The organism is Kribbella swartbergensis (genome assembly GCF_054784135.1).
The window spans coordinates 73,953-95,548 of the sequence record NZ_BAAGPM010000018.1 but is presented as its reverse complement, the minus strand read 5'-3'; the positions used below and the strand labels follow the sequence as shown (position 1 = coordinate 95,548).

The 21,596-nt window shown below is 69.6% G+C and carries 22 protein-coding genes; 12 read left to right on the top strand and 10 right to left on the bottom strand.

From position 1 onward, the window contains the following. The first annotated feature begins 31 nt into the window (after window positions 1-31). Together ACYVOK_RS15780 and glnII are read left to right on the top strand one after the other, a co-directional pair. A complete protein-coding gene (locus ACYVOK_RS15780) occupies window positions 32-961 on the top strand; it encodes an NAD-dependent epimerase/dehydratase family protein (protein ID WP_460663164.1) in 930 nt (309 codons plus the stop codon). 388 nt (window positions 962-1,349) lie between these two features. Continuing rightward, a complete protein-coding gene (gene glnII / locus ACYVOK_RS15775; RefSeq protein ID WP_460663163.1) occupies window positions 1,350-2,369 on the top strand; it encodes a glutamine synthetase in 1,020 nt (339 codons plus the stop codon). 116 nt (window positions 2,370-2,485) lie between these two features. Here glnII and ACYVOK_RS15770 read toward each other — a convergent pair whose 3' ends face one another. After that, a complete protein-coding gene (locus tag ACYVOK_RS15770) occupies window positions 2,486-3,649 on the bottom strand; it encodes an acyl-CoA dehydrogenase family protein (protein ID WP_460663162.1) in 1,164 nt (387 codons plus the stop codon). A 135-nt stretch (window positions 3,650-3,784) separates the two neighbouring features. Between ACYVOK_RS15770 and ACYVOK_RS15765 the strand changes: the two genes are divergently transcribed. Further along, on the top strand, window positions 3,785-5,122 hold the full coding sequence (locus ACYVOK_RS15765) for a UDP-glucose dehydrogenase family protein (RefSeq protein ID WP_460663161.1): 1,338 nt from the start codon (window positions 3,785-3,787) through the stop codon (window positions 5,120-5,122). A 4-nt stretch (window positions 5,123-5,126) separates the two neighbouring features. On the opposite strand, the gene ACYVOK_RS15760 is transcribed toward ACYVOK_RS15765, so the two are convergent. The 3 genes from ACYVOK_RS15760 to ACYVOK_RS15750 all read right to left on the bottom strand — a co-directional run bounded on the left by ACYVOK_RS15760 (window position 5,127) and on the right by ACYVOK_RS15750 (window position 8,107). Continuing rightward, window positions 5,127-6,347 (bottom strand): MFS transporter, encoded by a 1,221-nt coding sequence (locus ACYVOK_RS15760; RefSeq protein ID WP_460663160.1) that lies wholly within the window; start codon window positions 6,345-6,347, stop codon window positions 5,127-5,129. Between the two features lie 74 nt (window positions 6,348-6,421). Then, on the bottom strand, window positions 6,422-6,925 hold the full coding sequence (purE, locus tag ACYVOK_RS15755) for a 5-(carboxyamino)imidazole ribonucleotide mutase (protein ID WP_460663159.1): 504 nt from the start codon (window positions 6,923-6,925) through the stop codon (window positions 6,422-6,424). A 9-nt stretch (window positions 6,926-6,934) separates the two neighbouring features. Then, window positions 6,935-8,107, bottom strand: coding sequence for a 5-(carboxyamino)imidazole ribonucleotide synthase (locus ACYVOK_RS15750; protein ID WP_460663158.1), 1,173 nt, complete (start codon window positions 8,105-8,107; stop codon window positions 6,935-6,937). A gap of 153 nt (window positions 8,108-8,260) precedes the next feature. Here ACYVOK_RS15750 and ACYVOK_RS15745 point away from each other — a divergent pair, with 153 nt between their 5' ends. Then, window positions 8,261-8,821 carry a GtrA family protein gene (locus ACYVOK_RS15745; protein WP_460663157.1) on the top strand — a complete coding sequence of 187 codons (561 nt, stop codon included), beginning with the start codon at window positions 8,261-8,263 and terminating at the stop codon, window positions 8,819-8,821. Between the two features lie 134 nt (window positions 8,822-8,955). Further along, on the top strand, window positions 8,956-9,210 hold the full coding sequence (locus ACYVOK_RS15740) for a DUF4242 domain-containing protein (protein ID WP_460663156.1): 255 nt from the start codon (window positions 8,956-8,958) through the stop codon (window positions 9,208-9,210). A 60-nt stretch (window positions 9,211-9,270) separates the two neighbouring features. On the opposite strand, the gene ACYVOK_RS15735 is transcribed toward ACYVOK_RS15740, so the two are convergent. After that, window positions 9,271-9,876: a PH domain-containing protein gene (locus ACYVOK_RS15735; protein WP_460663155.1), complete on the bottom strand. Its 606-nt coding sequence runs from the start codon at window positions 9,874-9,876 to the stop codon at window positions 9,271-9,273. A 152-nt stretch (window positions 9,877-10,028) separates the two neighbouring features. On the opposite strand from ACYVOK_RS15735, the gene ACYVOK_RS15730 reads away from it, so the two are divergent. Then, window positions 10,029-11,414: an OFA family MFS transporter gene (locus tag ACYVOK_RS15730; protein ID WP_460663154.1), complete on the top strand. Its 1,386-nt coding sequence runs from the start codon at window positions 10,029-10,031 to the stop codon at window positions 11,412-11,414. Next, window positions 11,411-11,518, top strand: a complete 108-nt coding sequence (locus ACYVOK_RS15725) for an MFS transporter small subunit (protein WP_460663153.1) — start codon at window positions 11,411-11,413, stop codon at window positions 11,516-11,518. Before ACYVOK_RS15730 ends, ACYVOK_RS15725 begins: the two co-directional genes overlap by 4 nt. Here ACYVOK_RS15725 and ACYVOK_RS15720 read toward each other — a convergent pair. From ACYVOK_RS15720 to ACYVOK_RS15710, 3 genes are all read right to left on the bottom strand, one after another. Continuing rightward, the gene (locus tag ACYVOK_RS15720; RefSeq protein WP_460663152.1) at window positions 11,515-12,321 is read right to left on the bottom strand and encodes a biotin--[acetyl-CoA-carboxylase] ligase; all 807 of its coding nucleotides are present in this window, start codon (window positions 12,319-12,321) and stop codon (window positions 11,515-11,517) included. The genes ACYVOK_RS15725 and ACYVOK_RS15720 overlap by 4 nt on opposite strands. Further along, window positions 12,321-14,948, bottom strand: a complete 2,628-nt coding sequence (locus ACYVOK_RS15715; RefSeq protein ID WP_460663151.1) for a phosphoenolpyruvate carboxylase — start codon at window positions 14,946-14,948, stop codon at window positions 12,321-12,323. The genes ACYVOK_RS15720 and ACYVOK_RS15715 overlap by 1 nt, the downstream gene beginning before the upstream one ends. Window positions 14,949-15,049: 101 nt before the next feature. Further along, complete coding sequence (locus ACYVOK_RS15710) at window positions 15,050-15,676, bottom strand: TetR/AcrR family transcriptional regulator (protein ID WP_460663150.1); 627 nt, start codon at window positions 15,674-15,676, stop codon at window positions 15,050-15,052. Between the two features lie 100 nt (window positions 15,677-15,776). On the opposite strand from ACYVOK_RS15710, the gene ACYVOK_RS15705 reads away from it, so the two are divergent. The 4 genes from ACYVOK_RS15705 (at window position 15,777) to ACYVOK_RS15690 (ending at window position 18,509) form a co-directional block, all read left to right on the top strand. After that, the gene (locus tag ACYVOK_RS15705) at window positions 15,777-16,259 is read left to right on the top strand and encodes an SCP2 sterol-binding domain-containing protein (protein WP_460663149.1); all 483 of its coding nucleotides are present in this window, start codon (window positions 15,777-15,779) and stop codon (window positions 16,257-16,259) included. A 96-nt stretch (window positions 16,260-16,355) separates the two neighbouring features. After that, window positions 16,356-17,933, top strand: a complete 1,578-nt coding sequence (locus tag ACYVOK_RS15700; RefSeq protein ID WP_460663148.1) for an acyl-CoA carboxylase subunit beta — start codon at window positions 16,356-16,358, stop codon at window positions 17,931-17,933. Beyond that, window positions 17,930-18,139, top strand: a complete 210-nt coding sequence (locus ACYVOK_RS15695; protein ID WP_460663147.1) for an acyl-CoA carboxylase subunit epsilon — start codon at window positions 17,930-17,932, stop codon at window positions 18,137-18,139. The genes ACYVOK_RS15700 and ACYVOK_RS15695 overlap by 4 nt, the downstream gene beginning before the upstream one ends. A 10-nt stretch (window positions 18,140-18,149) precedes the next feature. Next, window positions 18,150-18,509 (top strand): hypothetical protein, encoded by a 360-nt coding sequence (locus tag ACYVOK_RS15690; RefSeq protein ID WP_460663146.1) that lies wholly within the window; start codon window positions 18,150-18,152, stop codon window positions 18,507-18,509. On the opposite strand, the gene ACYVOK_RS15685 is transcribed toward ACYVOK_RS15690, so the two are convergent. Beyond that, a complete protein-coding gene (locus ACYVOK_RS15685) occupies window positions 18,510-19,979 on the bottom strand; it encodes a peptidase M16 family protein (RefSeq protein ID WP_460663145.1) in 1,470 nt (489 codons plus the stop codon). A gap of 63 nt (window positions 19,980-20,042) precedes the next feature. On the opposite strand from ACYVOK_RS15685, the gene ACYVOK_RS15680 reads away from it, so the two are divergent. Next, complete coding sequence (locus ACYVOK_RS15680; RefSeq protein ID WP_460663144.1) at window positions 20,043-20,366, top strand: MmcQ/YjbR family DNA-binding protein; 324 nt, start codon at window positions 20,043-20,045, stop codon at window positions 20,364-20,366. A gap of 7 nt (window positions 20,367-20,373) precedes the next feature. On the opposite strand, the gene ACYVOK_RS15675 is transcribed toward ACYVOK_RS15680, so the two are convergent. After that, window positions 20,374-21,570, bottom strand: coding sequence for a neutral zinc metallopeptidase (locus tag ACYVOK_RS15675; protein WP_460663143.1), 1,197 nt, complete (start codon window positions 21,568-21,570; stop codon window positions 20,374-20,376). Between the last annotated feature and the right edge of the window lie 26 nt (window positions 21,571-21,596).

The following is a 21,596-nucleotide window of genomic DNA, read 5'->3' as shown; positions in this document are numbered from 1 at the left end:
GTGGCAGATCCGAACCGAACAGGAGCTGACGATGAGAGTGCTGGTTGCAGGAGCGACTGGAGCGATGGGTAAGCAGCTGGTGCCGCGTTTGGTCGATGCGGGACACGAGGTGTTCGCCATGATCCGCAGGGAGTCGGACAAGGCCAGGACATCACAGCTGGGCGCGGTGCCGGTCATCGCCGATGCGCTCGATCGCGCCCAGGTCGAGGCCGCCGTGCGCGAGGCGGCGCCGGAGGTGGTCGTTCACCAGCTGACCGCCATCGGGCACATCGACACCCGCCATTTCGACCGCAGCTTCGCCGCCACCGACCGGCTGCGGATCGAGGGCACCGACAACCTGCTCGCGGCCGCCCGCGCCGTCGGAGTACGACGGTTCGTCGCCCAGAGCAACGGCGCGTTCACCTACGCCCGGACCGGCGGGCCGGTCAAGACCGAAGAAGATCCCCTGGATCCCTCGCCGGTCCGCCAGATGGGCCAGATGATCGCCGCGGTCAAGCACTTGGAGAACGCCGTGCTCGGCGCCACCTGGACCGAAGGGATCGTGCTGCGCTACGGCGCCTTCTACGGACCCGGCACCTCCATGGCGCCAGGGTCCGAGCAGTTTGAGATGATCCGCAAACGCAAGTTCCCGGTCGTCGGCGACGGCGGCGGGGTGTGGTCGTTCGTCCACATCGCCGACGCCGCCGAGGCCACGGTCGCAGCCGTCGAGAACGGTGGCCGCGGTGTCTACAACATCGTCGACGACGATCCCGCCCCGGTCGCCGAATGGCTGCCGGAACTCGCGGCGATGCTGGGCGCCAAGAAGCCGATGCGCGTACCGCGGTTCATCGGACGGCTGGCCGCCGGAGAGGCCGGTGTCGTGCTCATGACCGAACTGCGCGGCGCATCCAACGCCAAGGCCAAGCGCGAGCTGGGCTGGCACCCGGCACATTCCACCTGGCGCAAAGGCTTCGAGGTGTAACAACCGCCGTGATCGGTGTCCTCGTCCGGCGCGAGCCCACTTCGCGGCGGCCGAGGACGCCGTACAGTAAGGACTGGTGGCTGAAGAAGCGCCCACCCTGTACGTCGGCGGCCCGGCGGTACTCGAGCGACTTCGTCCGCGCGATGGCCGCGGTCGGTCCGGCCGGCTTTCCAACTGTTGCCTGAGGCAACACTGCCGTTCGACGACTTGCGACGTGGTCGGCACCGAAGCACCCTCGTCTGTTGATTGCACCACGAAGACACTCGGTCAGAGGGCCGGTTAATACGCTGTTCACACTCGGGCAACAGGTCCGTAATGGCCAATTGACACTGTCGACATCGGTCGGTTCAGGAACACCCGAGAACGGCCGTGACGAAGGGACAGACGGTTGACCTACAAGGCCGAGTACATCTGGATCGACGGTACCGAGCCGAGCGCGCGGCTTCGCTCGAAGACGAAGATCCTCCCCGACGGCGCCGAGCTGCCGGAGTGGGGCTTCGACGGTTCGAGCACCAACCAGGCACCGGGTGACAACTCGGACTGCGTCCTCAAGCCGGTCTTCTCGTGTCCGGACCCGATCCGCGGCGGCGACCACAAGCTGGTGCTGTGCGAGGTCTACCTCGTCGACGGCACTCCGCACCCGACGAACAACCGGGCCAAGCTCCTCCCGATCGCCGAACGGTACGCCGAGCAGGATTCCTGGTTCGGCATCGAGCAGGAGTACACCTTCTTCCGGGAGGGGCGCCCGCTCGGCTTCCCGGCCGTCGGCTTCCCCGCCCCGCAGGGCCCCTACTACTGCGGCGTCGGTGCCGACGAGGTCTTCGGCCGCGAGATCGTCGAGAAGCATCTGGACGCCTGTATCGAGGCGGGCCTGAAGATCTCCGGCATCAACGCCGAGGTCATGCCCGGCCAGTGGGAGTTCCAGATCGGCCCGGCGGGTCCGGTCGAGGTCGCCGACCACCTGTGGGTGGCCCGCTGGCTGCTCTACCGCATCGCCGAGGAGTACGACGTCGCCGCGACCCTGGACGCCAAGCCGGCCAAGGGTGACTGGAACGGCGCCGGTGCGCACACCAACTTCTCCACCCGGGCTATGCGCGAGGGCTACGACGCGATCATCACCGCCTGCGAGTCCCTCGGTGCCCCGGGCAAGGTCGAGGAGCACATCGCCGGCTACGGCGACGGCATCGAAGAGCGCCTGACCGGCGCCCACGAGACCGCCCCGCACGACGTGTACAGCTACGGCGTCTCCGACCGCGGCGCCTCGGTCCGCATCCCCTGGCAGGTAGCGGTAGACAAAAAGGGCTACATCGAGGACCGCCGCCCCAACGCCAACATCGACCCCTACAACGTCACCCGCCTCCTCGTAAACACCTGCTGCACCGCCCTGGAAAAGGCCGGCCAGGTCTGACTACCAGCCAGAGACCTCCGGGAGCCTGGCGACCGCGAGCGAGTGGTGCGGTGTGGGTCCGGGCGGACGATTGGTTGCCGGTGCAGTGAGGATGCCTCTGACCTGCGGGAAGGTGTTCAGGCGAGGCCTTTGAGGAGTTGGCGGGCCATGACTATGCGCTGGACCTGGTTGGTGCCTTCGTAGATCTGGGTGATCTTGGCGTCGCGCATCATGCGTTCGACCGGGTAGTCGTGGGTGTAGCCGTAGCCGCCGAGGAGTTGTACGGCGTCGGTGGTGACGGCCATCGCGATGTCGGAGGCGAAGCACTTGGCGGCGGCGCCGAAGTAGGTCAGGTCGGCGTCACCACGCTCCGATCGAGCGGCGGCGGCGTACGTGAGCTGCCGGGCCGCCTCGATCTTCATGCCCATGTCGGCGAGCATGAACTGCAGGCCCTGGAACTCCGCGATCGCCTTGCCGAACTGCTTGCGCTCCTTGACGTAGCCGAGGGCGTAGTCGAGCGCCCCCTGGGCGATCCCGAGCGCCTGCGCGGCGATCGTCACCCGGGTGTGGTCGAGTGTCGCCATCGCGGTGGCGAAGCCGGTTCCCTCCGCGCCGATCATCCGGGACGCCGGGATCCGGACGTTGTCGAAGTACACCTCGCGGGTCGGCGAGCCCTTGATGCCGAGCTTCTTCTCGGGTGCGCCGAACGAGACCCCCTCGTCGGCCTTCTCCACCACGAACGCGCTGATCCCCTTCGAGCGCTTCTCCGGGTCGGTGACCGCGAACACGGTGTAGAAGTCGCTGACGCCGGCGTTGGTGATCCACCGCTTCACGCCGTTCAGCACGAAGTCCTCACCGTCGCGCACCGCGCGCGTCCTCATCGAGGCGGCGTCCGAGCCGGCCTCGGGCTCGGACAGGCAGTAGGAGAACATCGAGTCGCCCGCAGCCACCGGCGGCAGGTACCGCTGCTTGACCTGGTCCGAGCCGGACAGCAGCAGCGGCAGCGAGCCGAGCTTGTTCACGGCCGGGATCAGTGAGGTCGAGGCGCAGGCCCGGGCGACCTCCTCGATCACGATCACCGTGGCGAGCGCGTCCGCCCCGGCGCCGCCGTACTCCTCCGGGATGTGCGGGGCGTGGAAGTCGGACGCCTTCAGCGCGTCGTACGACGCCTTGGGGAACTCGGCCAGCTCGTCCACGTCACCGGCGTGCGGGGCGACCTTGGCGTCACAGACGTCGCGGACCGCGTCCCGGATCGCCTGGTGCTCCTCGGACAGCGTGTACAGCTCGAAAGAGTTACTCACGAGTTGCACTGTACGACGCGGACCCGCGCGCGGGCAGCCGTCGTACGCCGAAAGTGACCAAGAGCGCACGGCCAGGAGAGGTCGCAGACATGAGCCGGTCACCGGTTGATAACCGCGGTCGGTAGAGTCCCGGGCATGACTGAAGCGACGCCCCGTCCGCTCCGGATCTCCGTGATCGGCACCAGCTACCTCGGCGCCAACACCGCGGCCGGGATGGCCGAGTTCGGCTTCGACGTGATCGGGGTCGAGATCGACGAGCACCGGCTGAAGCTGCTGAACGACGGCAAGGCTCCGCTGTACGAGCCGGGGCTGGACCCGCTGCTGAAGAAGCACACCGAGTCCGGCCGGCTGCGGTTCACCAAGGACTACCGGCAGATCGCGGACTGGGCCGACGTGCACTTCATCGCCGTCGGCACGCCGCAGCAGGAGGGCAACGAGGCGGCCGACCTGTCCCAGGTGCACTCGGTCGTCGACATGCTGGCGCCGCTGCTGACCAGGCCGACCCTGGTGGTCGGCCGCTCGACGGTCCCGGTCGGTACGTCGGCGATCATCGAGCAGCGCTTCCACGCCGAGTCCCCGGCCGGTACGGCGGTCGAGGTCGCCTGGCAGCCCGAGTTCCTCCGGGAGGCGCACGGCGTCGAGGACACCCTGCACCCGGACCGGCTGGTGTTCGGCGTCGAGTCGGAGACCGCGGAGGCCCGGCTGCGTGAGGTGTTCGCCACCCCGATCGCCGCGGGTACGCCGGTGGTCGTCTGCAACCGGCCGACGGCGGAGCTGGTGAAGGCCGGTGCGAACGCCTTCCTGGCCACGAAGATCTCGTTCATCAACGCACTCGCCGAGATGGCCGACGCGACCGGCGCCGACGTCACCCAGCTGGCGGACGCGCTCGGGTACGACAAGCGGATCGGCCGCGGCATGCTGAACGCGGGTCCCGGGTACGGCGGCGGCTGCCTGCCGAAGGACCTGCGCGCCTTCATGGCCCGGGCCGGTGAGCTCGGCGTCGAGGAGGTCATCACGCTGCTGCGCGAGGTGGACGACATCAACCACCACCGCCGGGCCCGGATCGTCGACCTGACCCACGAGATGCTCGGGGCGGAGTGGGTCGGCCGGAACGTGACCGTCCTCGGCGCCGCGTTCAAGGCGGGCACCGACGACGTCCGCGACTCGCCCGCGCTGGACGTGGCCGGCCGGATCCAGTTGCACGGCGCCACGGTCACGGTCTACGACCCGGAGGCGATGGAGAACGCCCGCAAGGTCCGCCCGACGCTGCGGTACGCCGGTTCGGCCGTCGAGGCCTGCCAGGATGCGCACGTCGTACTCCACCTGACCGAGTGGCCCGAGTTCCGTGCGCTCGATCCGGTGGCCCTGAAGGAGGTCGTCGCGACGCCTGCCGTCGTCGACGCCCGGCTGCTTCTGGACGCGGCGCGGTGGCGTGCGGCGGGCTGGTCCTACCGCGCCCCCGGCAAGCCGTAGGGCCCTAGGTAACGGTCGCCGCGCGCAGGACGGGTCGGGTCAGTACGACGAGGCCCGTCAGCGCCGCGGCGATCGAGATGCCGAAGCAGACCCCGGTGATGCCCACACCCTCGACGTCGGAGAGGGTGCCGAGGACCGGGTTCATCACCACGAGCGCCAGGCTCTGGCACAGGACGACGACCGACTGCAGCCGGGACTGGTACTCACGGTCGACCGAGTTCATCAGCAGCGGCAGCACGTGACCGGTGAAGGTCCCGACGCCGATCCCGCTGAGCACACCGGCCGCGAAGGCGAGCGGGAGCGGGTCGAGGACGGACAGCCCGAGCAGCCCCGCGGCTGCCACCAGCAGACCGAGCGCGGCGAACACACCCGGCCGCGGAAACGCTCCGCGCATCAGGATGCGCAGCGCGATCACCCCCACGCCAAGACTCCGGCTGGCCACCAGCAGTCCCGCGGTCGCCGCGTCCCAGCCGTGCGCCCTGGCCAGCAACGGGAACAGCAACGCGTCCAACGGCATCAGCAGCCCGGCGGCGACCGTCATCGTGATCAGCAGCGCACGGGTCAGCGGCCGGCCGAAGGCGACCTTGATCCCGGCCACGATCGACCGGACCATCCCGGTCGGCATCTCCCCCGGCGGGGCGATCGTCTTCCGCAGCAGGATCAGGACGACGATCATCACGCCGAAGGTGAGCGCGTCGAACCCGGCCGCGGCGGTGAGCCCGGCCCAGCTGACCAGGACACCGCCGACCGCCGTACCGCTGACGGCGAAGACGACGCCGGTGACCTGGAAGCTCGCCAGCGCTCGTGGAACCTGCTCCGGTGGGACGAGCAGGCGTGGCATCGAGCGTGACGACGGCAGGAAGAACGCGTCGATGACCCCGACCACCAAGGCCAGGCCGAGCAGCAGCCAGACCGGCTCGCCGGCCGCCATCGTGGCCGGGACCAGCGCGGCCGTCACGACGAACATCGCCGTACAGCTGACCAGCAGGACGCGGGGTGCGCCGAACCGGTCGCCGACGGCGCCGCCGACCAGCAGCAGGGCGGCCCGCGGCGCGGCGGCGAGCAGGAGCACGAGACCTGCGACCCGACCGCCGTGTTGGCTGGCCGACCATCCGATCGCGAACGTCATCGTCAGGTCGCCGAGCAGGGACACGGCAGCGCCGAACAACCAGATCCAATAGCGGACCGGGATGCGCTGCGTATCCGATTCAGCGGGCGGAGTCACGATCGACGACCTTAGACGACATCGGTGGGGATCTCACGGCTACCCGGCTGCAGCTTGTGGAAAACAGGCTGTGGTCAGCCTTTACGGAGCTCTGCCGCGCTGTCACGGACGGTACTCCCCTTGGCCCGGGCCAGGTCCGCCAGCGACTCCTGGAAAGCGACCATCCGGTCCCGCAGCTTCTCGTCCGACGCGGCCAGGATCCGGACCGCGAGCAGACCGGCGTTGCGGGCGTTCCCGATCGACACCGTTGCCACCGGCACCCCGGCCGGCATCTGCACGATGGACAGCAGCGAGTCCATCCCGTCCAGGTACTTCAGCGGCACCGGGACGCCGATCACCGGCAGCGGAGTCACCGACGCCAGCATCCCCGGCAGGTGCGCGGCACCGCCGGCGCCCGCGATCAGCACCTTGAGACCCCGCTCGTGCGCTGACCGTCCGTAGTCGATCATCTCCGTGGGCATCCGGTGCGCCGATATCACATCTGCCTCAAAGGGCACGTCGAACTCGGTGCAGACCTCGGCCGCGGCCTTCATCGTCGGCCAGTCCGAGTCCGACCCCATCACGATTCCAACAGTCATGCCGCCGCCTTACTCGTCGATGGTGCCGGTCAGGTACGCGGCCGCGTGCCGGGCGCGCTCGCGGACGTCCTCGAGGTCGTCGCCGTACGCCGTGACGTGACCGACCTTGCGGCCGGATTTCACGGACTTGCCGTAGAAGTGGACCTTCAGCCCAGGGTCGCGGGCCATGCAGTGCAGCAGCCCGCGGTGCATGTCCTGGACGTCACCGCCGAGCACGTTGACCATCACCGTGTACGGCGCCCGCGCGGCCGGCGACCCGAGCGGCAGGTCGAGTACCGCCCGGAGGTGGTTCTCGAACTGGGAGGTGACCGCTCCGTCGATCGACCAGTGGCCGGTGTTGTGCGGGCGCATCGCGAGTTCGTTGACCAGCAGGCGGCCGTCGCGGGCCTCGAACATCTCCACCGCGAGGATGCCGACCACGCCGAGCTCACCGGCGATCTTCAGCGCGGTCTGCTGGGCCAGTGCGGCCTTGTCCGGGGCCAGGCCGGGCGCCGGCGCGGTGACCTCGACGCAGATGCCGTCCTTCTGCACCGACTCGACGATCGGGTAGGCGACCGCCTGGCCGTGCGGCGACCGGGCCACGATCGCGGACAGTTCGCGGACGAAGTCGACCTTCTCCTCGGCCAGGATCGGTACGCCGGCGCCGAACGCGGCCGCGATCGCCTCGTCGTCCGGGCCGTTCACGAACCAGACACCCTTGCCGTCGTACCCGCCGCGGGTGGTCTTCAGGATGACCGGGAAGCCGCCGACCCGCTTGGCGAAGTCGTCGACGTCGGCCGGTGACTCGACCACCTGGTGGGCGGGCGAGGGCGCGTCGAAGGTGTCCAGGCGGCGGCGCATAACCGCCTTGTCCTGCGCGTGCACCAAGGCGTCCGGGCCGGGGCGGACCTTCACACCGTCCGACTCGAGGGCGTGCAGCAGGTCGGTCGGCACGTGCTCGTGGTCGAAGGTGACCACGTCACACTCGGCGGCGAAGCGCCGTACCGTCTCGGGGTCCCGGTAGTCGCCGACGGGCGCGTCCGCCACCGCCTGGGCCGCCGACACCGCCGGGCCTTCGGCCAGCACCCGCAGCTGGACGCCGAGCGCGACCGCGGCCTCCTGCGTCATCCGGGCCAGCTGCCCGCCGCCGACCATGCCGACCACCGGCGTACCGAGGGGGAGGTCGTTTCGATCGAACTTCACAGGCAGGAGCCTAATGTCCATACAACACCGGGTTCGCGGCGGCCACGGTGACGCGCTGCGGCACGCGGCGGATTTCGGTGTCGGCCCGGTCGCCGGGTACCGTGGGAAGCTGCCCTGCCGTCGCGCTGTGATCACAGAAGGTTCCGGAGACCGTTGAAGTTCGTCACCACGCTGTATGCCCGGGTCGAGCACCTGGTGCACGAAGTGGCCAAGTTCGGTCTGGTCGGTCTGCTCGGCATGGTCGTCGACCTGCCGATCTACAACTGGCTGGTGTTCAACAACCCGCTGGTGCTCGGCGACTCCGGCGTCGGCATGCTGCACCACAAGCCGCTGACCGCGAAGGTCATCTCGGTCACGGCCGCGACCATCGCGACGTACCTGGGCAACCGGCACTGGACCTGGAAGCACCGCGAGCGCAGCGGCCTGCGCCGTGAGTACGTGCTGTTCTTCGTGCTGAACGGCATCGGCCTGCTGATCGCGGCCGGCTGCCTCGCGTTCTCCCGCTACGTGCTGGACCTGCACAGCTGGCTGGCCGACAACATCTCCGCGAACGTGATCGGCCTCGGCCTGGGCACGCTGTTCCGGTTCTGGTCGTACCGCAAGTTCGTCTTCCGCGAGGAGATCGCCCTCGAGGAGGCCGAGCACACCCCGGCCCCCGACTCCCCCGCCGCCCTCGACGGCGAGTCCACCGGCGACCTCCCGGTCGTCCGCTGACCCACTCGCCGGGCGGCTTTCCGGTCGCTTACGGAGCCGGCGCAGGCATGGCCCACCGCCGGCCCCGGCATGACACTGGCCGTATCAGAGCCGGGGTCGTGGGAGGGGCCCGGCGGAACCGTTAGGAGGCGGCCATGGCCCTGTTCATGGACGTTCACGAGAGCCTGCCGGAAGGCGCGACCGCCAAGGACGTCGCCGAGGCGCACAAGGCCGACATGGCGGTGCAGGACAGCTACGGCGTCAAGTACCTGCGCTACTGGGTCGACGAGGACAGCCAGAAGGTGTTCTGCCTCGCCGAAGCCCCGAACGCCGAAGCGGCCATCGCCGTACACCGCGAAGCGCACGGGCTGCTCGCGGATCACATCTACGAGGTCGTCGAGGGCAGCTGAGGTCCACCGGCGTCACCCGTTGCTCCGGGTGGCGCCGCGGCCTCGCCACGGCCGGCCTTCCTAGCGGTTGTCGTCGGAGCTGAAGAGGGTTTCGCCGTCGTCGGTGGCGGGTTGGGGGCGGCGGCGGAGGTGTTCGGGGGGTTGCTCGTCGTCCAGGACGCCGTCGCCGGGTCTGCCCTCGGGGCCGCCGAAGAGCAGGTCGGACATCTGCAGGTGGACGTGCTCGACATGCGGTACGTCGGGCAGGACGACCTGGCCGCGTTCGCCGGCGGACTCGATGTGCAGGGTGCCGCAGCCGAGGATCCGGTCGATCAGGCCGTGCTCGTAGGAGACGTCGTTGATCCGCATCAGCGGGATGTCCCGGCCGGTGCGGGTGAGGACGCCGTGGCGAGTGATCAGGCGGCGGTTGGTCAGCGTGTACGTGGAGAAGAACCAGTTCAGGAACGGCTTCGCCGCGAACGTCAGCAGCACCACCACACCGACCGCGAGAATGGCGATCCGCAGCGGCGTCTGCATGCTGCCGGTCGGCACGATCGCGGCCAGGAATCCGCCCGCGCCCGCCACCAGGAGCAGCACGAACACCGGGAAGACCAACGCCTTCCAGTGCGTCCGGGTGCTGACCACGACGTACTCGTCGTCACCCAACAACTTCGCCGAGATCGCCATACCCCAAGTGTCACAGTTCCCGGGTTCCCTTGTCCCGTCCCGACACGGCCGCCCCCACCGGGGCAGACAACTGATTGAACCCTTCACAAATTGCATACAGTGAGCCAGTATGCGCGAAGGGCTACCAGTGGGGGACGAGAGAAGGAGGCATCTTGTCGTTTCTCGACCGGGAGCACACCGTCGCCCCACCCGGGTACAGCCGCTGGCTGATCCCACCGGCCGCGCTCGCCGTCCACCTGTGCATCGGCCAGGCGTACGCGACCAGCGTCTACAAGACGTCACTGGTGAAACACTTCGACACCAGTCAGACCGCGATCGGGGTGATCTTCAGCATCGCGATCGTGATGCTGGGCCTGTCCGCCGCGGTCGGCGGCACCTGGGTGGAACGCAACGGCCCGCGCAAGGCAATGTTCGTGTCGGCCTGTTTCTGGGCCACCGGATTCGGTGTCGGCGCGCTCGGCATCGGCACCGGCCAGCTCTGGATCGTCTACCTCGGGTACGGCGTCATCGGCGGCATCGGGCTCGGCATCGGCTACATCTCCCCGGTCTCCACACTGATCAAGTGGTTCCCGGACCGGCCCGGTCTCGCCACCGGCCTGGCGATCATGGGTTTCGGCGGCGGCGCGCTGGTGGCCAGCCCGCTGTCGCGGCAACTGCTCAGCCTGTACGACGACGGCTACGACCCGGGCAACAGTGCGTCGGTGGCCGGCGGCGGTGCTCTGGTGGCGTTGTTCCTCACCCTGGGCCTCGGCTACTTCATGATCATGATGTTCGGCGTCGTGAACATCCGCGTCCCCGCCGAAGGCTGGACGCCGGACGGCTTCGACCCGGCGACCGTGAAGCGGAAGGCCCTCGTCACCACGAACAACGTGTCGGCCGCGAACGCGATCAGGACGCCCCAGTTCTGGTGCCTGTGGGTGGTGCTGTTCTGCAACGTGACCGCCGGGATCGGCATCCTCGAGCAGGCCAGCCCGATGATCCAGGACTTCTTCCGCGGTGCCGACGGCACGTCCGGTGTCGCGGTCGCGGCGGCGTCCGGGTTCGTCGGGCTGCTGTCGATCTTCAACATGGCCGGCCGGTTCGGCTGGTCCAGTACGTCGGACGTGATCGGCCGCAAGCCGATCTACGCGATGTACCTGGGTGTCGGCATCGTCGCCTACTTCCTGCTGGCCACGGCGGGGCACACCAGCACGGTGGTCTTCGTCCTGCTGGCCGCGGTGATCCTGTCCTTCTACGGCGGCGGGTTCGCGACCGTGCCGGCGTACCTGCGGGATCTGTTCGGGACCTACCAGGTGGGCGCGATCCACGGCCGGTTGCTGACCGCGTGGTCGGCGGCCGGGATCGCCGGGCCGCTGATCATCAACGGATTCCTCGACCGGGAAGGCAAACCGGGCACGCTGACCGCGGCGGCGTACCGGCCGGCCTTGTTCACGATGGTCGGCGTGCTGGCGGTCGGCTTCGTCGCGAACCTGCTGATCCGGCCGGTCGCGGACCGGTTCCACGAGCGCTCCGAGTCGACGATGGAGGCAGCGAAATGAACCAGACCGCGCGCCTGGTGGTGTCCTGGCTGCTGGTCGCCGTGCTGCTCGGCTACGGCATCGTCCAGACGCTCATCACCGCGGCGAAGATCTTCACCAGCTAACGGGTCCGCAGATGCGTGACATCCCCGGCGGCCAGCGGGCGCGGGCCGCTGGGCGAGTCCACGATCAGCCGTCCGTCGTCGTCCAGGTCACGCGCCCTGCCCTCGAGGAACGTGCCGTCCGGTAGCTCAACCCGGACCAGACGGCCGAGAGTCGCGGAGTGTTGGCGGTACTCCGGCAGGATCGTCGACGGATCCCCGTCGGCGTCCACCCATGTCTGGTAGCGGGTAGCAAGCTCACGCAGTACGGCGGCCAGCACCGTGACCCGGTCGGTCGTCGCCGCACCCTCGAGCGCCAGGGACGTGGCAGCGGGATGCGGCTTCTCCGACTCCCGCAGCGTCACGTTCAGTCCGAAACCGACCACGGCGGCAGGTCCGTCCACTCGCTCGAGCAGGATCCCGGCGAGCTTCCGGTCCTCGACCAGTACGTCGTTCGGCCACTTCACCTGGGCCGGGATCTCCCCCACCCGTCGTACGGCGGCGGCAACCGCCAACGGCACCAGTAAGCCCAGCCACGGCCACCGCGCCGCGGGCACGGCCGTGGGACGCAGCAGAACAGACGTCAGCAGAGCAGACCGCGGCGGTGTGGTCCAGGTGCGCCCAAGCCGTCCACGCCCCGACGACTGGTGCTCTGCAGTGACCACCAGCCCTTCAGACGCGCCAGCCAGCGCTGCAGCCGCTACGACTGCGTTGGTCGACTCTGTCTCGTTCAGTACGTCGATCTGCGTCCACAACGAGCCCGGTCGGATCAGCCGCCCGCGGAGGAACCGTTCATCGAGCGGCGGCCGCTCGAGGTCGCTGTACATCAGCCGGTGTTCTGCAGGCCGGCGGCAACACCGGAGACGGTCAGCAACAGCAGCCGCCTGGTGCGGACGATCTGCTCCTCGTCCAGCGAGTCGTCCGTCCGCAAGGTCCGCAGTGCCCGCAACTGCAGGTAGCTGAGGGCGTCGACGTACGGGTTGCGCAACTCCACCGCACGGCCCAGCACACGGCGTCCGGCGAGCAGGCGGTCCTGGTCGAGGACCTTCAGCACCCACTCGGTCGTCAGCGCGTGCTCGTCCAGCATCAGCTGCGTCAGGTCCGGCCGGTCGCCCAGCTCGAGGTAGCGGCCGAGAATGCGCCGGTCGGTCTTCGCCAGCGACATCTCCGCGTTCTCCAGCATCACCTGGAACAGCGGCCAGTTCTGGTTCGCATCACGCAGTACGGCGAGGTCGCCGACCGCGGCGAGCGCCGAACCCAGTCCGTACCAGCCGGGAGCGTTCACGCGGGCCTGCGACCAGGCGAACACCCACGGGATCGCCCGCAGGTCCTCCAGCGACGACACCGCCACACCACGACGTGCGGGACGCGACCCGAGCGGCAACTGTCCGAGCTCCTCCAGCGGCGTCACCCGGCCGAACCACTCCGCGAACCCGTCCGCCTTCACCAGCCGGTGGTACGCCGTACGCGCAGCCTCGTCGAGTGTCTTCTCCACCACGGCGAACCGCTCCGCCGCAGCGGCCGCCCGCTCCTCGACAGCCGGAGTGGACGCCAGCAACGTTGCCGCGGTCACCTGCTCGATGTGCCGCTGAGCGATCGCGGCGTTGCCGTAGCGCGCGGGGATCGCCTCACCTTGCTCAGTGAGCTTGAAACGCCCGCCCACAGATCCAGGGGCCTGGGCCAGTACGGCGCGGTTCGCAGGACCACCGCCACGGCCCAGAGCCCCGCCGCGGCCGTGGAAGAGAGTCAAACGGATCGCATTGCGCTGCGCCCAGGCAGTGATCCGGGCCTGTGCGTCGTACAGGGCGAGAGTCGCCGACACCGGGCCGACGTCCTTGGCGGAGTCGGAGTACCCGAGCATGACCTCGAAGCGCCTGTCGTTGGCGGTGAGCCGGTGCCGGACCCGGGTGAGCTGAATGGCGTTGTCCAGCACTTCCACCGAGTTCTGCAGGTCTTCACCGGTCTCGAACAGCGGTACGACGTCCAGCTCGATCGGACGGCCGTCCATCGCCGCATCCGCCAGCTCGTAGACGGCCGCCAGGTCACCTGCGTTGCGGGTGAACGAAACGACGTACCGGCGGCAGGCCTGGGGGCCGAAGCGCTGCTGGATCTGACCGATCACGCGGAGCGTCGCGAGCACCTCTTCGGTCTGGTCGGAGAGCTCGCCACCACTCAGCACCTCTTCCAGCGCCTTGGTGTGGACCGACGAGTGCTGACGGACCTCCAACTCGGCCAAGTGGAAGCCGAACGACTGCACCTGCCAGATGAGCTGCTGCAGCTCGCCGTACGCCTGCCGCGGAGCTCCAGCGGTCACCAACGAGTCCTGCAGCACCTTCAGCTCGTGCAGGAAATCGGAGGCTCGCGGGTAGCCGAAGTCGGCGTCGCGGGCCCGCGTCGCGGCCAGCCGGCGCGCTGCGAGCAGCAGGAGCTGGCGGTGTGGCTCGGAGGGCGAGCGGGTCTCGATGTCGGCGATCAGGTCCGGGTTGACCGCGCGGGCGTCCTCCAGGATCCGGCGGACCGGCGCGGACGGCGGAGTGGTCGCCGCGTCCAGGGTCAGCGCCCGGCCGAGGGCGTCGGTGGCCCGCTCCAACGCGCGCAGCACGTGGTCGGCCTGGATCTGCATGGCCTCGCGGGTGATCGCCGCGGTGACGTTCGGGTTGCCGTCGCGGTCGCCGCCGATCCACGAGCCGAGACGCACGAACGGCGCCACCACCGGCAGCTTGGTCCCGGCCGCGTCACCGGCCAGCGCGTCGTCGAGCCGCCGGTAGACGTTGCCGACGACATCGAACAGGGTCTCCTCGAACACGGCCATCGCGGACCGCACCTCGTCCAGCGGCGACGGCCGGCTGGTGCGCAGTTGCGACGTACGCCAGAGGATGTCGACCTGCTCGATCAGGCGGCGCCGGTTCTCGGCGAGTTCGCTGTCGCCGGCCCGCGGGTCGGACCGCTCCTGCAGCAGCGACGAGATGCGCCGGATCGTCGCGAGGACGGCCCGCCGCCGGGCCTCGGTCGGGTGCGCGGTCAGCACCGGGCGGAACTCGAGTCCGTTCAGCAACGCCCGGGCCTGCTGCTCGCCGCTGTCTGCGGAGATCTGCTCGACGGCCTGGGCCAGCTCGGACACCGCCGGCGCACTGCCGGCCCGGTCGCGCTCGCGCAGCACCCGGGTGCGGTGCAGCTCCTCACTGAGGTTGGTCAGGTGGAAGTAGCAGGTGAACGCGCGGGCGACGTCCTCGGCCCGCTCGTGCGGCCAGGACGCGACCAGTTGCTCGGCCGCCTCGCCGTCACCGGCGATGGTGAGCTCACGGAGTTTCTCGACATCGTCGAGCAGCGGCTGCCCGGCGTACTCGACCAGCACCTTGCCGAGGATCTCGCCGAGCAGACGCACGTCGGCCCGCAGCTCCTCGGGCACCTCGAACCGCGCGCGGGTACGGGTCTCACTACCGGTCTCGGTCACGTTCGCCCACCCTATCGGCGGCCGCACGCCGACGCCGCATCGTCCGCTTGCTGGAAGGCCGAATCGTGACCGCACTTTCAGCTACTCCGCAGTACGGCGGCTCAGACGTTGCCGAACCCGCCGCCGACCACCCGGGAGACCACCTTCGCCAGTTCGGCCGGGGTGCGTTCGGTGCCGTCGACAACGAGCATCCGGGCACACGCCTCGGTCATCGAGGCGAGCAACTCGGCCAGCACCGGCAGGTTCGCCTCCGGGTCGGTCACGCCGGGCAGGGACTTCATCAGGGTCAGCCGCAGCCCCTCGACCAGGAACGCCCGGGCGGCCCGGACCCGTTCGGCGACCACCGGCGCGGCGCCGTACTGGGCCCCGAAGACGATCCGCCACGACCGCGGGTTCTTCGCGGCGGTGCTGAGGAAGGCGGTGAGGCCTTCGAGGACGTGCTCCTCAGGGGTCCCGACGCTCGGGTCGGCCGGCAGCGCGGAGACGATCGAGATGACCAGGTGCTGCTCCTCGCGGGCGAGCAGGGCCAGCAGGAGCTCGTCGCGGTTGGCGAAGCAGTCGTAGACGACCGGCTTGGTCACCCCGGCGGCGTCGGCCACCGACTGCATCGTCGTACCGGCGTAGCCCTTCTCGGAGAAGACCTCGAGGGCAGCGTCCAGGATCATCGGGCGCCGGCGCTCCGGACCCAGATGGGCCGCCCGGCGGCGCGGTTCTCGGTCCCCGACCACTTGACAAAGCTACCAGATCGTAGGAAATTCCTACGGTCTGGTAGGAACCCGCTCCGGCTGCGCCTCCGGTCCGGTTTCCGTCACCTTCGGGGAGGTCGCCATGACCGAGCGAGGCGGCGCCGGGTGGCTGGAGTCCGACGGGCTGGCCTCGCTGGATGCGTGTGAGCTGGCCCGGCTGGTCGACCGGACCTCGGAGCGGGAGCTTCGGCATCGGCTCACCGGGGGCGTGCGAGAGGTCGCGTTGCGCGAGATCTTTCGCCGGATGCCGGAGTACCTGCGACCCGCCCGCGCCGCCGGGTTCGACGCGGTCGTCGCCTGGCAGATCACGGGGGCGGGCGGGCCCGGTCCTCACGGTGACGTGGACGAGTTCTGGATCCGGATCCGCGACAGCCGCTGCGCGTTGCTCGACGAACGGCCCGGCAGCGCCGACATCTCCATCCGCACCGACCCGGCCACGCTGCTGCGCGTCGTCACCGGCAACGAGGACCCGGTCCTCGCCGTGCTGAAACAACGCCTCTCGGTCCGCGGCGACCTGGCGCTGGCCGCCCGTCTGACCAAGATCTTCGCCGTCGGCCCGGCCTGATCGGCCGCGCCGAAGCTACCGGTGACCCGGTTCACCGCAGGCGTTGCGGTCAACGTCACAGGCGGTCCGGCGTACCGGCGCGTAGCCTGTCCGGTTATGGGAAAGACCGTGAACATCCACACCACCGCCGGGAAGATCGCGGACCTCGAGCAGCGGCTCGACGAGGCCGTGCACGCCGGGTCGGAGCGCGCGGTGGAGAAGCAGCACGCGCGCGGGAAGAAGACCGCCCGGGAGCGGATCGCGCTGCTGCTGGACGAGGGCTCGTTCTCCGAGCTGGACGAGTTCGCCCGGCACCGCTCGACCAGCTTCGGCCTGGACGCCAACCGCCCGTACGGCGACGGCGTGGTGACCGGGTTCGGCACCATCGACGGCCGGCAGGTGTGCGTGTTCGCCCAGGACTTCACCGTCTTCGGCGGCAGCCTCGGCGAGGTGTTCGGCGAGAAGATCGTCAAGGTGATGGACCTGGCGATGAAGATCGGCTGCCCGCTGATCGGTATCAACGACTCCGGCGGCGCCCGGATCCAGGAGGGTGTGGTGAGTCTCGGCCTGTACGGCGAGATCTTCCGCCGCAATGTCCGCGCGTCGGGGGTGATCCCGCAGATCTCGCTGATCATGGGCCCGTGTGCCGGCGGCGCGGTCTACTCCCCCGCGGTCACCGACTTCACCGTGATGGTGGACGAGTCGTCGTACATGTTCATCACCGGGCCGGACGTGATCAAGACCGTCACCGGCGAGGACGTCACCCAGGAGGAGCTCGGCGGCGCCCGGACGCACAACACCAAGTCCGGGAACGCGCACTACCTCGGCAGCGACGAGGAGGACGCGATCGAGTGGGTGAAGGCCCTGGTCGCTCACCTGCCGCAGAACAACCTGGAGGACCCGCCGGTCTACGACGCGGCGGCGGACCTGGAGCCGACCGAGACCGACCTGGCGCTGGACACGCTGATCCCGGACTCGCCGAACCAGCCGTACGACATGCACACCGCGATCGAGGCGGTGCTGGACGACGGCGACTTCCTCGAGGTGCAGGCGCTGTTCGCTCCGAACATCATCGTCGGCTTCGGCCGGGTCGAGGGTCGCCCGGTCGGCGTGGTGGCGAACCAGCCGCTGCAGTTCGCCGGCACCCTGGACATCGACGCGTCCGAGAAGGCGGCCCGGTTCGTCCGCACCTGCGACGCGTTCAACCTGCCGATCCTGACCTTCGTGGACGTGCCCGGCTTCCTGCCCGGCACCGACCAGGAGTGGAACGGCATCATCCGCCGCGGCGCCAAGCTGATCTACGCCTACGCCGAGGCGACCGTGCCGATGATCACCGTGATCACCCGCAAGGCGTACGGCGGCGCGTACGACGTGATGGGGTCGAAGCACCTGGGCGCGGACATGAACATCGCCTGGCCGACCGCGCAGATCGCGGTGATGGGCGCGCAGGGTGCGGTCAACATCCTGTACCGCCGGGAACTGGCCGCCGCCGAGGACCCGGAGGTCCGCCGTCAGCAGCTGATCACCGAGTACGAGGACCACCTGGCCAATCCGTACGTCGCCGCCGAGCGTGGTTACGTCGACGCCGTGATCAAGCCGAGCGAGACCCGCGCCGAGATCATCCGGGCGCTGCGGTTGCTCCGCACCAAGCGCGACACCCTGCCGCCCAAGAAGCATGGGAACATCCCACTGTGAGGAGTGAGCCGATCGTGCAGGTGGTCAAAGGCGATCCGACTCCGGAGGAGCTCGCCGCGCTGGTCGCGGTCATCGCGGCCCGCTCGTCGGCGCCCGCCGTACCGGCCGAACCGGACCGGGCGTCGGACTGGGCGACGTACTGGCGACACGCCCGGCAGCCCTTCCATCCGGGCCCGGGTCGTTGGCGGGCGTCCGCTCACCCGTGACACTGGGGGTATGGCCAAGTACGAGGTCAACCCCGCGGCCGTCGAGCAGGCGAAGCGGCTGATCGACGCGCGGCAGTACGTGCTGGACAGCGACTGGGGCGAGGTGCAGCCCCGGGCGGAGCAGCAGAACGCGTTCCTGGAGAAGCACAGCTGGGAGGAGTACGCCGCCTGGCACCTGGGACTGACCGTGGGCGCGAACGACGAGACCAAGGCCCGCTACGCCTTCGTCATCGGCGACTTCCGCCGCATCCACCGCACCGCGCTGATCGCCTCCGTCTACCGCGCCTCCGAATGGCGCCACAAGGCGATCGAACTGGCCGCCCATGACCTGCTGCAGTTGCTCGACGCCAAGACGGGTCTGACCGCCTGACTAGCCCTCGAGGAGCTTCGTCTCGTCGAACCAGAGCTCCGGCGGAACCCGGTCGGTCAGCTCCGCCAGCAGGGTGGCGGCGCCCCGGAACATGTCGTCGTCGACGGGGATCGCGCACCCGTTCAGACCGAGGACGACCGTCGGGCCGTCGGTGCTGCGCATCACGCCGGCGATCTTGTCCCAGCGGATCTCGTGAACGCCGTCCTCGTCCCGCAGGACCAGCGCCTCGTCGGTCCGGACCCACAGCATCGAGCGGGCTTCCTTGACGAAGGCCCGCGCCGTGAGCGGCGGCTTGAAGGTCCGGCCGGCCGGCACCTCCGGGATCACCGGACACAGCGACCCCCGGCGGAAACCGAACTCTTCCCACACCTGCGTCGCGTCCTCGTAGACGTACCCGACCGCACCGGGAAGAGCGTCCTTCAGTACGGCGGCGATCTCAGCAGGCTGCAGGCCCGCCAGCCGTTCCCGGTCGACCGGCTCGAGCTCGGGTTCGCCGAACATCCGTCCCATCGTGTTGCCGAAGGCCCGCCGCAGTTCGGGCTCGTCCGCATCGAGCCGTTCCTGACAGCGGGCGATCTGATACGCGAGCTCCGCCTCGGTCGGACCGTTCGCGGTCAGATCGATCAGCGCTTCGACGAACGCGCGAGCCACCGCCTCCTCGCTGCCCTCTCGTGCCTCGGCGTACACCACCCAGTCGCTGCTGCCACCTGGACCGGCGACCAGGTCGGCGCCGACGTCGTAGCTGTGCCCGCCGACGTGACGGCACTGCTCTTCGACCCGATGCCGCAGTACGTCGATCGTCAGGGTGGACAGCCGTACGGCGTCGTCCGGCGGCACCGTGAGCAGGACACCGGCCGCCGGCATGCCGCCCCCGACCACGGTCGGACCGTCGAAGGACCGGCCGACCGGAAGAACCCGGGTCGGCGCCGAACCGCCGGGCAACCCGAGCCGCAGTCCTTCCGGCATGGGACCGGTCACCTGCAGTACGGCGTTCGAGGGCACGAACCAGGTCCGGGCGAAGGTGGTCACGTGCTCCGGTGTCAGGCCGTCGTACCCCGGCCCCTCCAGCCACGCCAGTCCGGGACCCTGGGCGCCGTACCGCACGTACAGCAGCTGCGCCACGACCGGATGCGCGGCGTGACCGTCTTCAGCCGCGAGTACGCCGGCCTCCAACGCCAGCCGCTCGACCGGCGGCTCGGCGAGGGCACGGCACAACTGCTCGAGGAATTCCCCGACCCGCGCCGCCGACCCGGAGGCGACGAACGTGGTCGTCATCAGGTCGACCTCGGCGTTCATCTCGATCGGCAGCCGGCGAACGGCGCCCATCGCCAGGTGCTCCAGCGCGTGCGCCACGCCGACGGTCCGCAGCGTCTCGTCCCGGGCACCGACGGCGAAGGTCAGCGTGACGTCTGTGTGGTTCTGCGTACCGCTGTGCCGCAGCACCCGGACGCCGTCGATGTACTCACTCACCAGCCGAACGCTAGCCCGTCCGGTTCGGCACCGTCTGTCCGGTAGGCCGCTTAGAGTGTCTGCGTGCTGGACGCTGACGACGTACGACGGATCGCGCTGTCCCTCCCGGAGACGGTGGAGAAGGAGCGCTGGGGGCACCCGACCTTCGACGTGGCCGGGCGGATGTTCATCACCATCCCGGACGACCAGACGTCGTTCGCCGTCCGGTGCCCGCGGCTGGAACGCGACGAGCTGATCGCGGCGGAACCGGACAAATTCTGGGTCCCGCCGCACGAGGCGGGGTCGAACTGGGTCCGGGCCCGCCTCGCCGCCCTCGAGGACGCCGACGAGTTGCACGACATCCTGATCGACTCCTGGCGGCAGGTCGCGCCGCCGGAACTTGGGTGACGCCGCCTCAGCTGACGTTGTTCGGCGACGCGGTGAAGGTGTTGCAGGTCGCCGGGTTGCCGGTCCGGAAGGACTGACCCATGAAGCGTGCCTGGCTCGCCGCGCTGCCGTGGGTGCCCTGGTTCGGCTTGTCGCCGGCGGTGACGACCCACTTGTTCCACACCTGCAGCATCAGCCCATTGATCGGGTAGCTGCGCCTGTTCACGGCCAGGAAGACCCCGGCGAAACAGTTCGCCTGGAGTTCGGTCCGGCGGTTCATCCGGAGCCGGTCGTCGTACGACCCGGCGTCGTACTCCAGTTCGTGGGCGGCCTGGAGGATGCCGGTCAGCTCCTGGATGTGGTGACCGTACTCGTGCGCGATCGAGCGGGTGTACCACATCCGCGAGTACGCCTTGGACTCCGCGTCCGGGTACTCCTGGTAGGTCTTCACGAAGACGTCGACCTTCATGTACATCATCTGGTTCGACGGGCAGTAGAACGGCACCGAGACCGGTCCGTTGCCGCACGGCGTGCTGGTGCTGGTGCCCGCCCAGTACGTCATCCTCGGGGGCTCGAACCGGTAGCCGGCCTTCGCGACCAGGGGAGCCCAGCCGCGGTCCAGGCAGGGCTTGATCGCGGCCCAGTACGCGGCGGCGTTGCGGTTGGTCGTCGGGCGCACCCGCGGCTCCCGGCAGTTCGTCGCCGCCATCTGGCCGGCCCGGTAGAGCCGGTTCTTCGCGACCACGTCGATGGCCTTCGGCCCCGGCGCCGTCGTGGTGGTGCTGGTCGGCTCCTCGGTCGGCTCCGACGTGGGCTCGGCGGTCGGCTCCGAGGTGGTGGTCGGGGTCGGCGTGTAGCGACCCGAGCTGACCGGCGGGGTGTAGTCGTCGGCGGCGTTGTTGCCGACCTCGCTCCAGACGACCACGCCGGCGACCGCCACCGCGAGCACCCCGAGCATCAGGACCGCGAGGCCCTTGGACTTCTTCTTCGGCTGCTGCGGTTGCCAACCAGGCTGAAATCCAGGGCCACCCGGCCCGGGCGGGCCGAAGCTGGGTCCCCAACCGAACCCCGGTCCCTGCTGCGGCGCCGGTGGCACCGGCCCGTACTGCGGCTGCCCGCCGTACTGGCCGGGTGGCGGTCCGTAAGGCTGCGGCGGCAGGGGCTGCTGGTACGGCGGGTACGGCGGATTCTGGCCCTGTGGACCGCCGAACGGTGTCTGGCTCAACCCGTTCCTTTCTTCGACAGCGACGG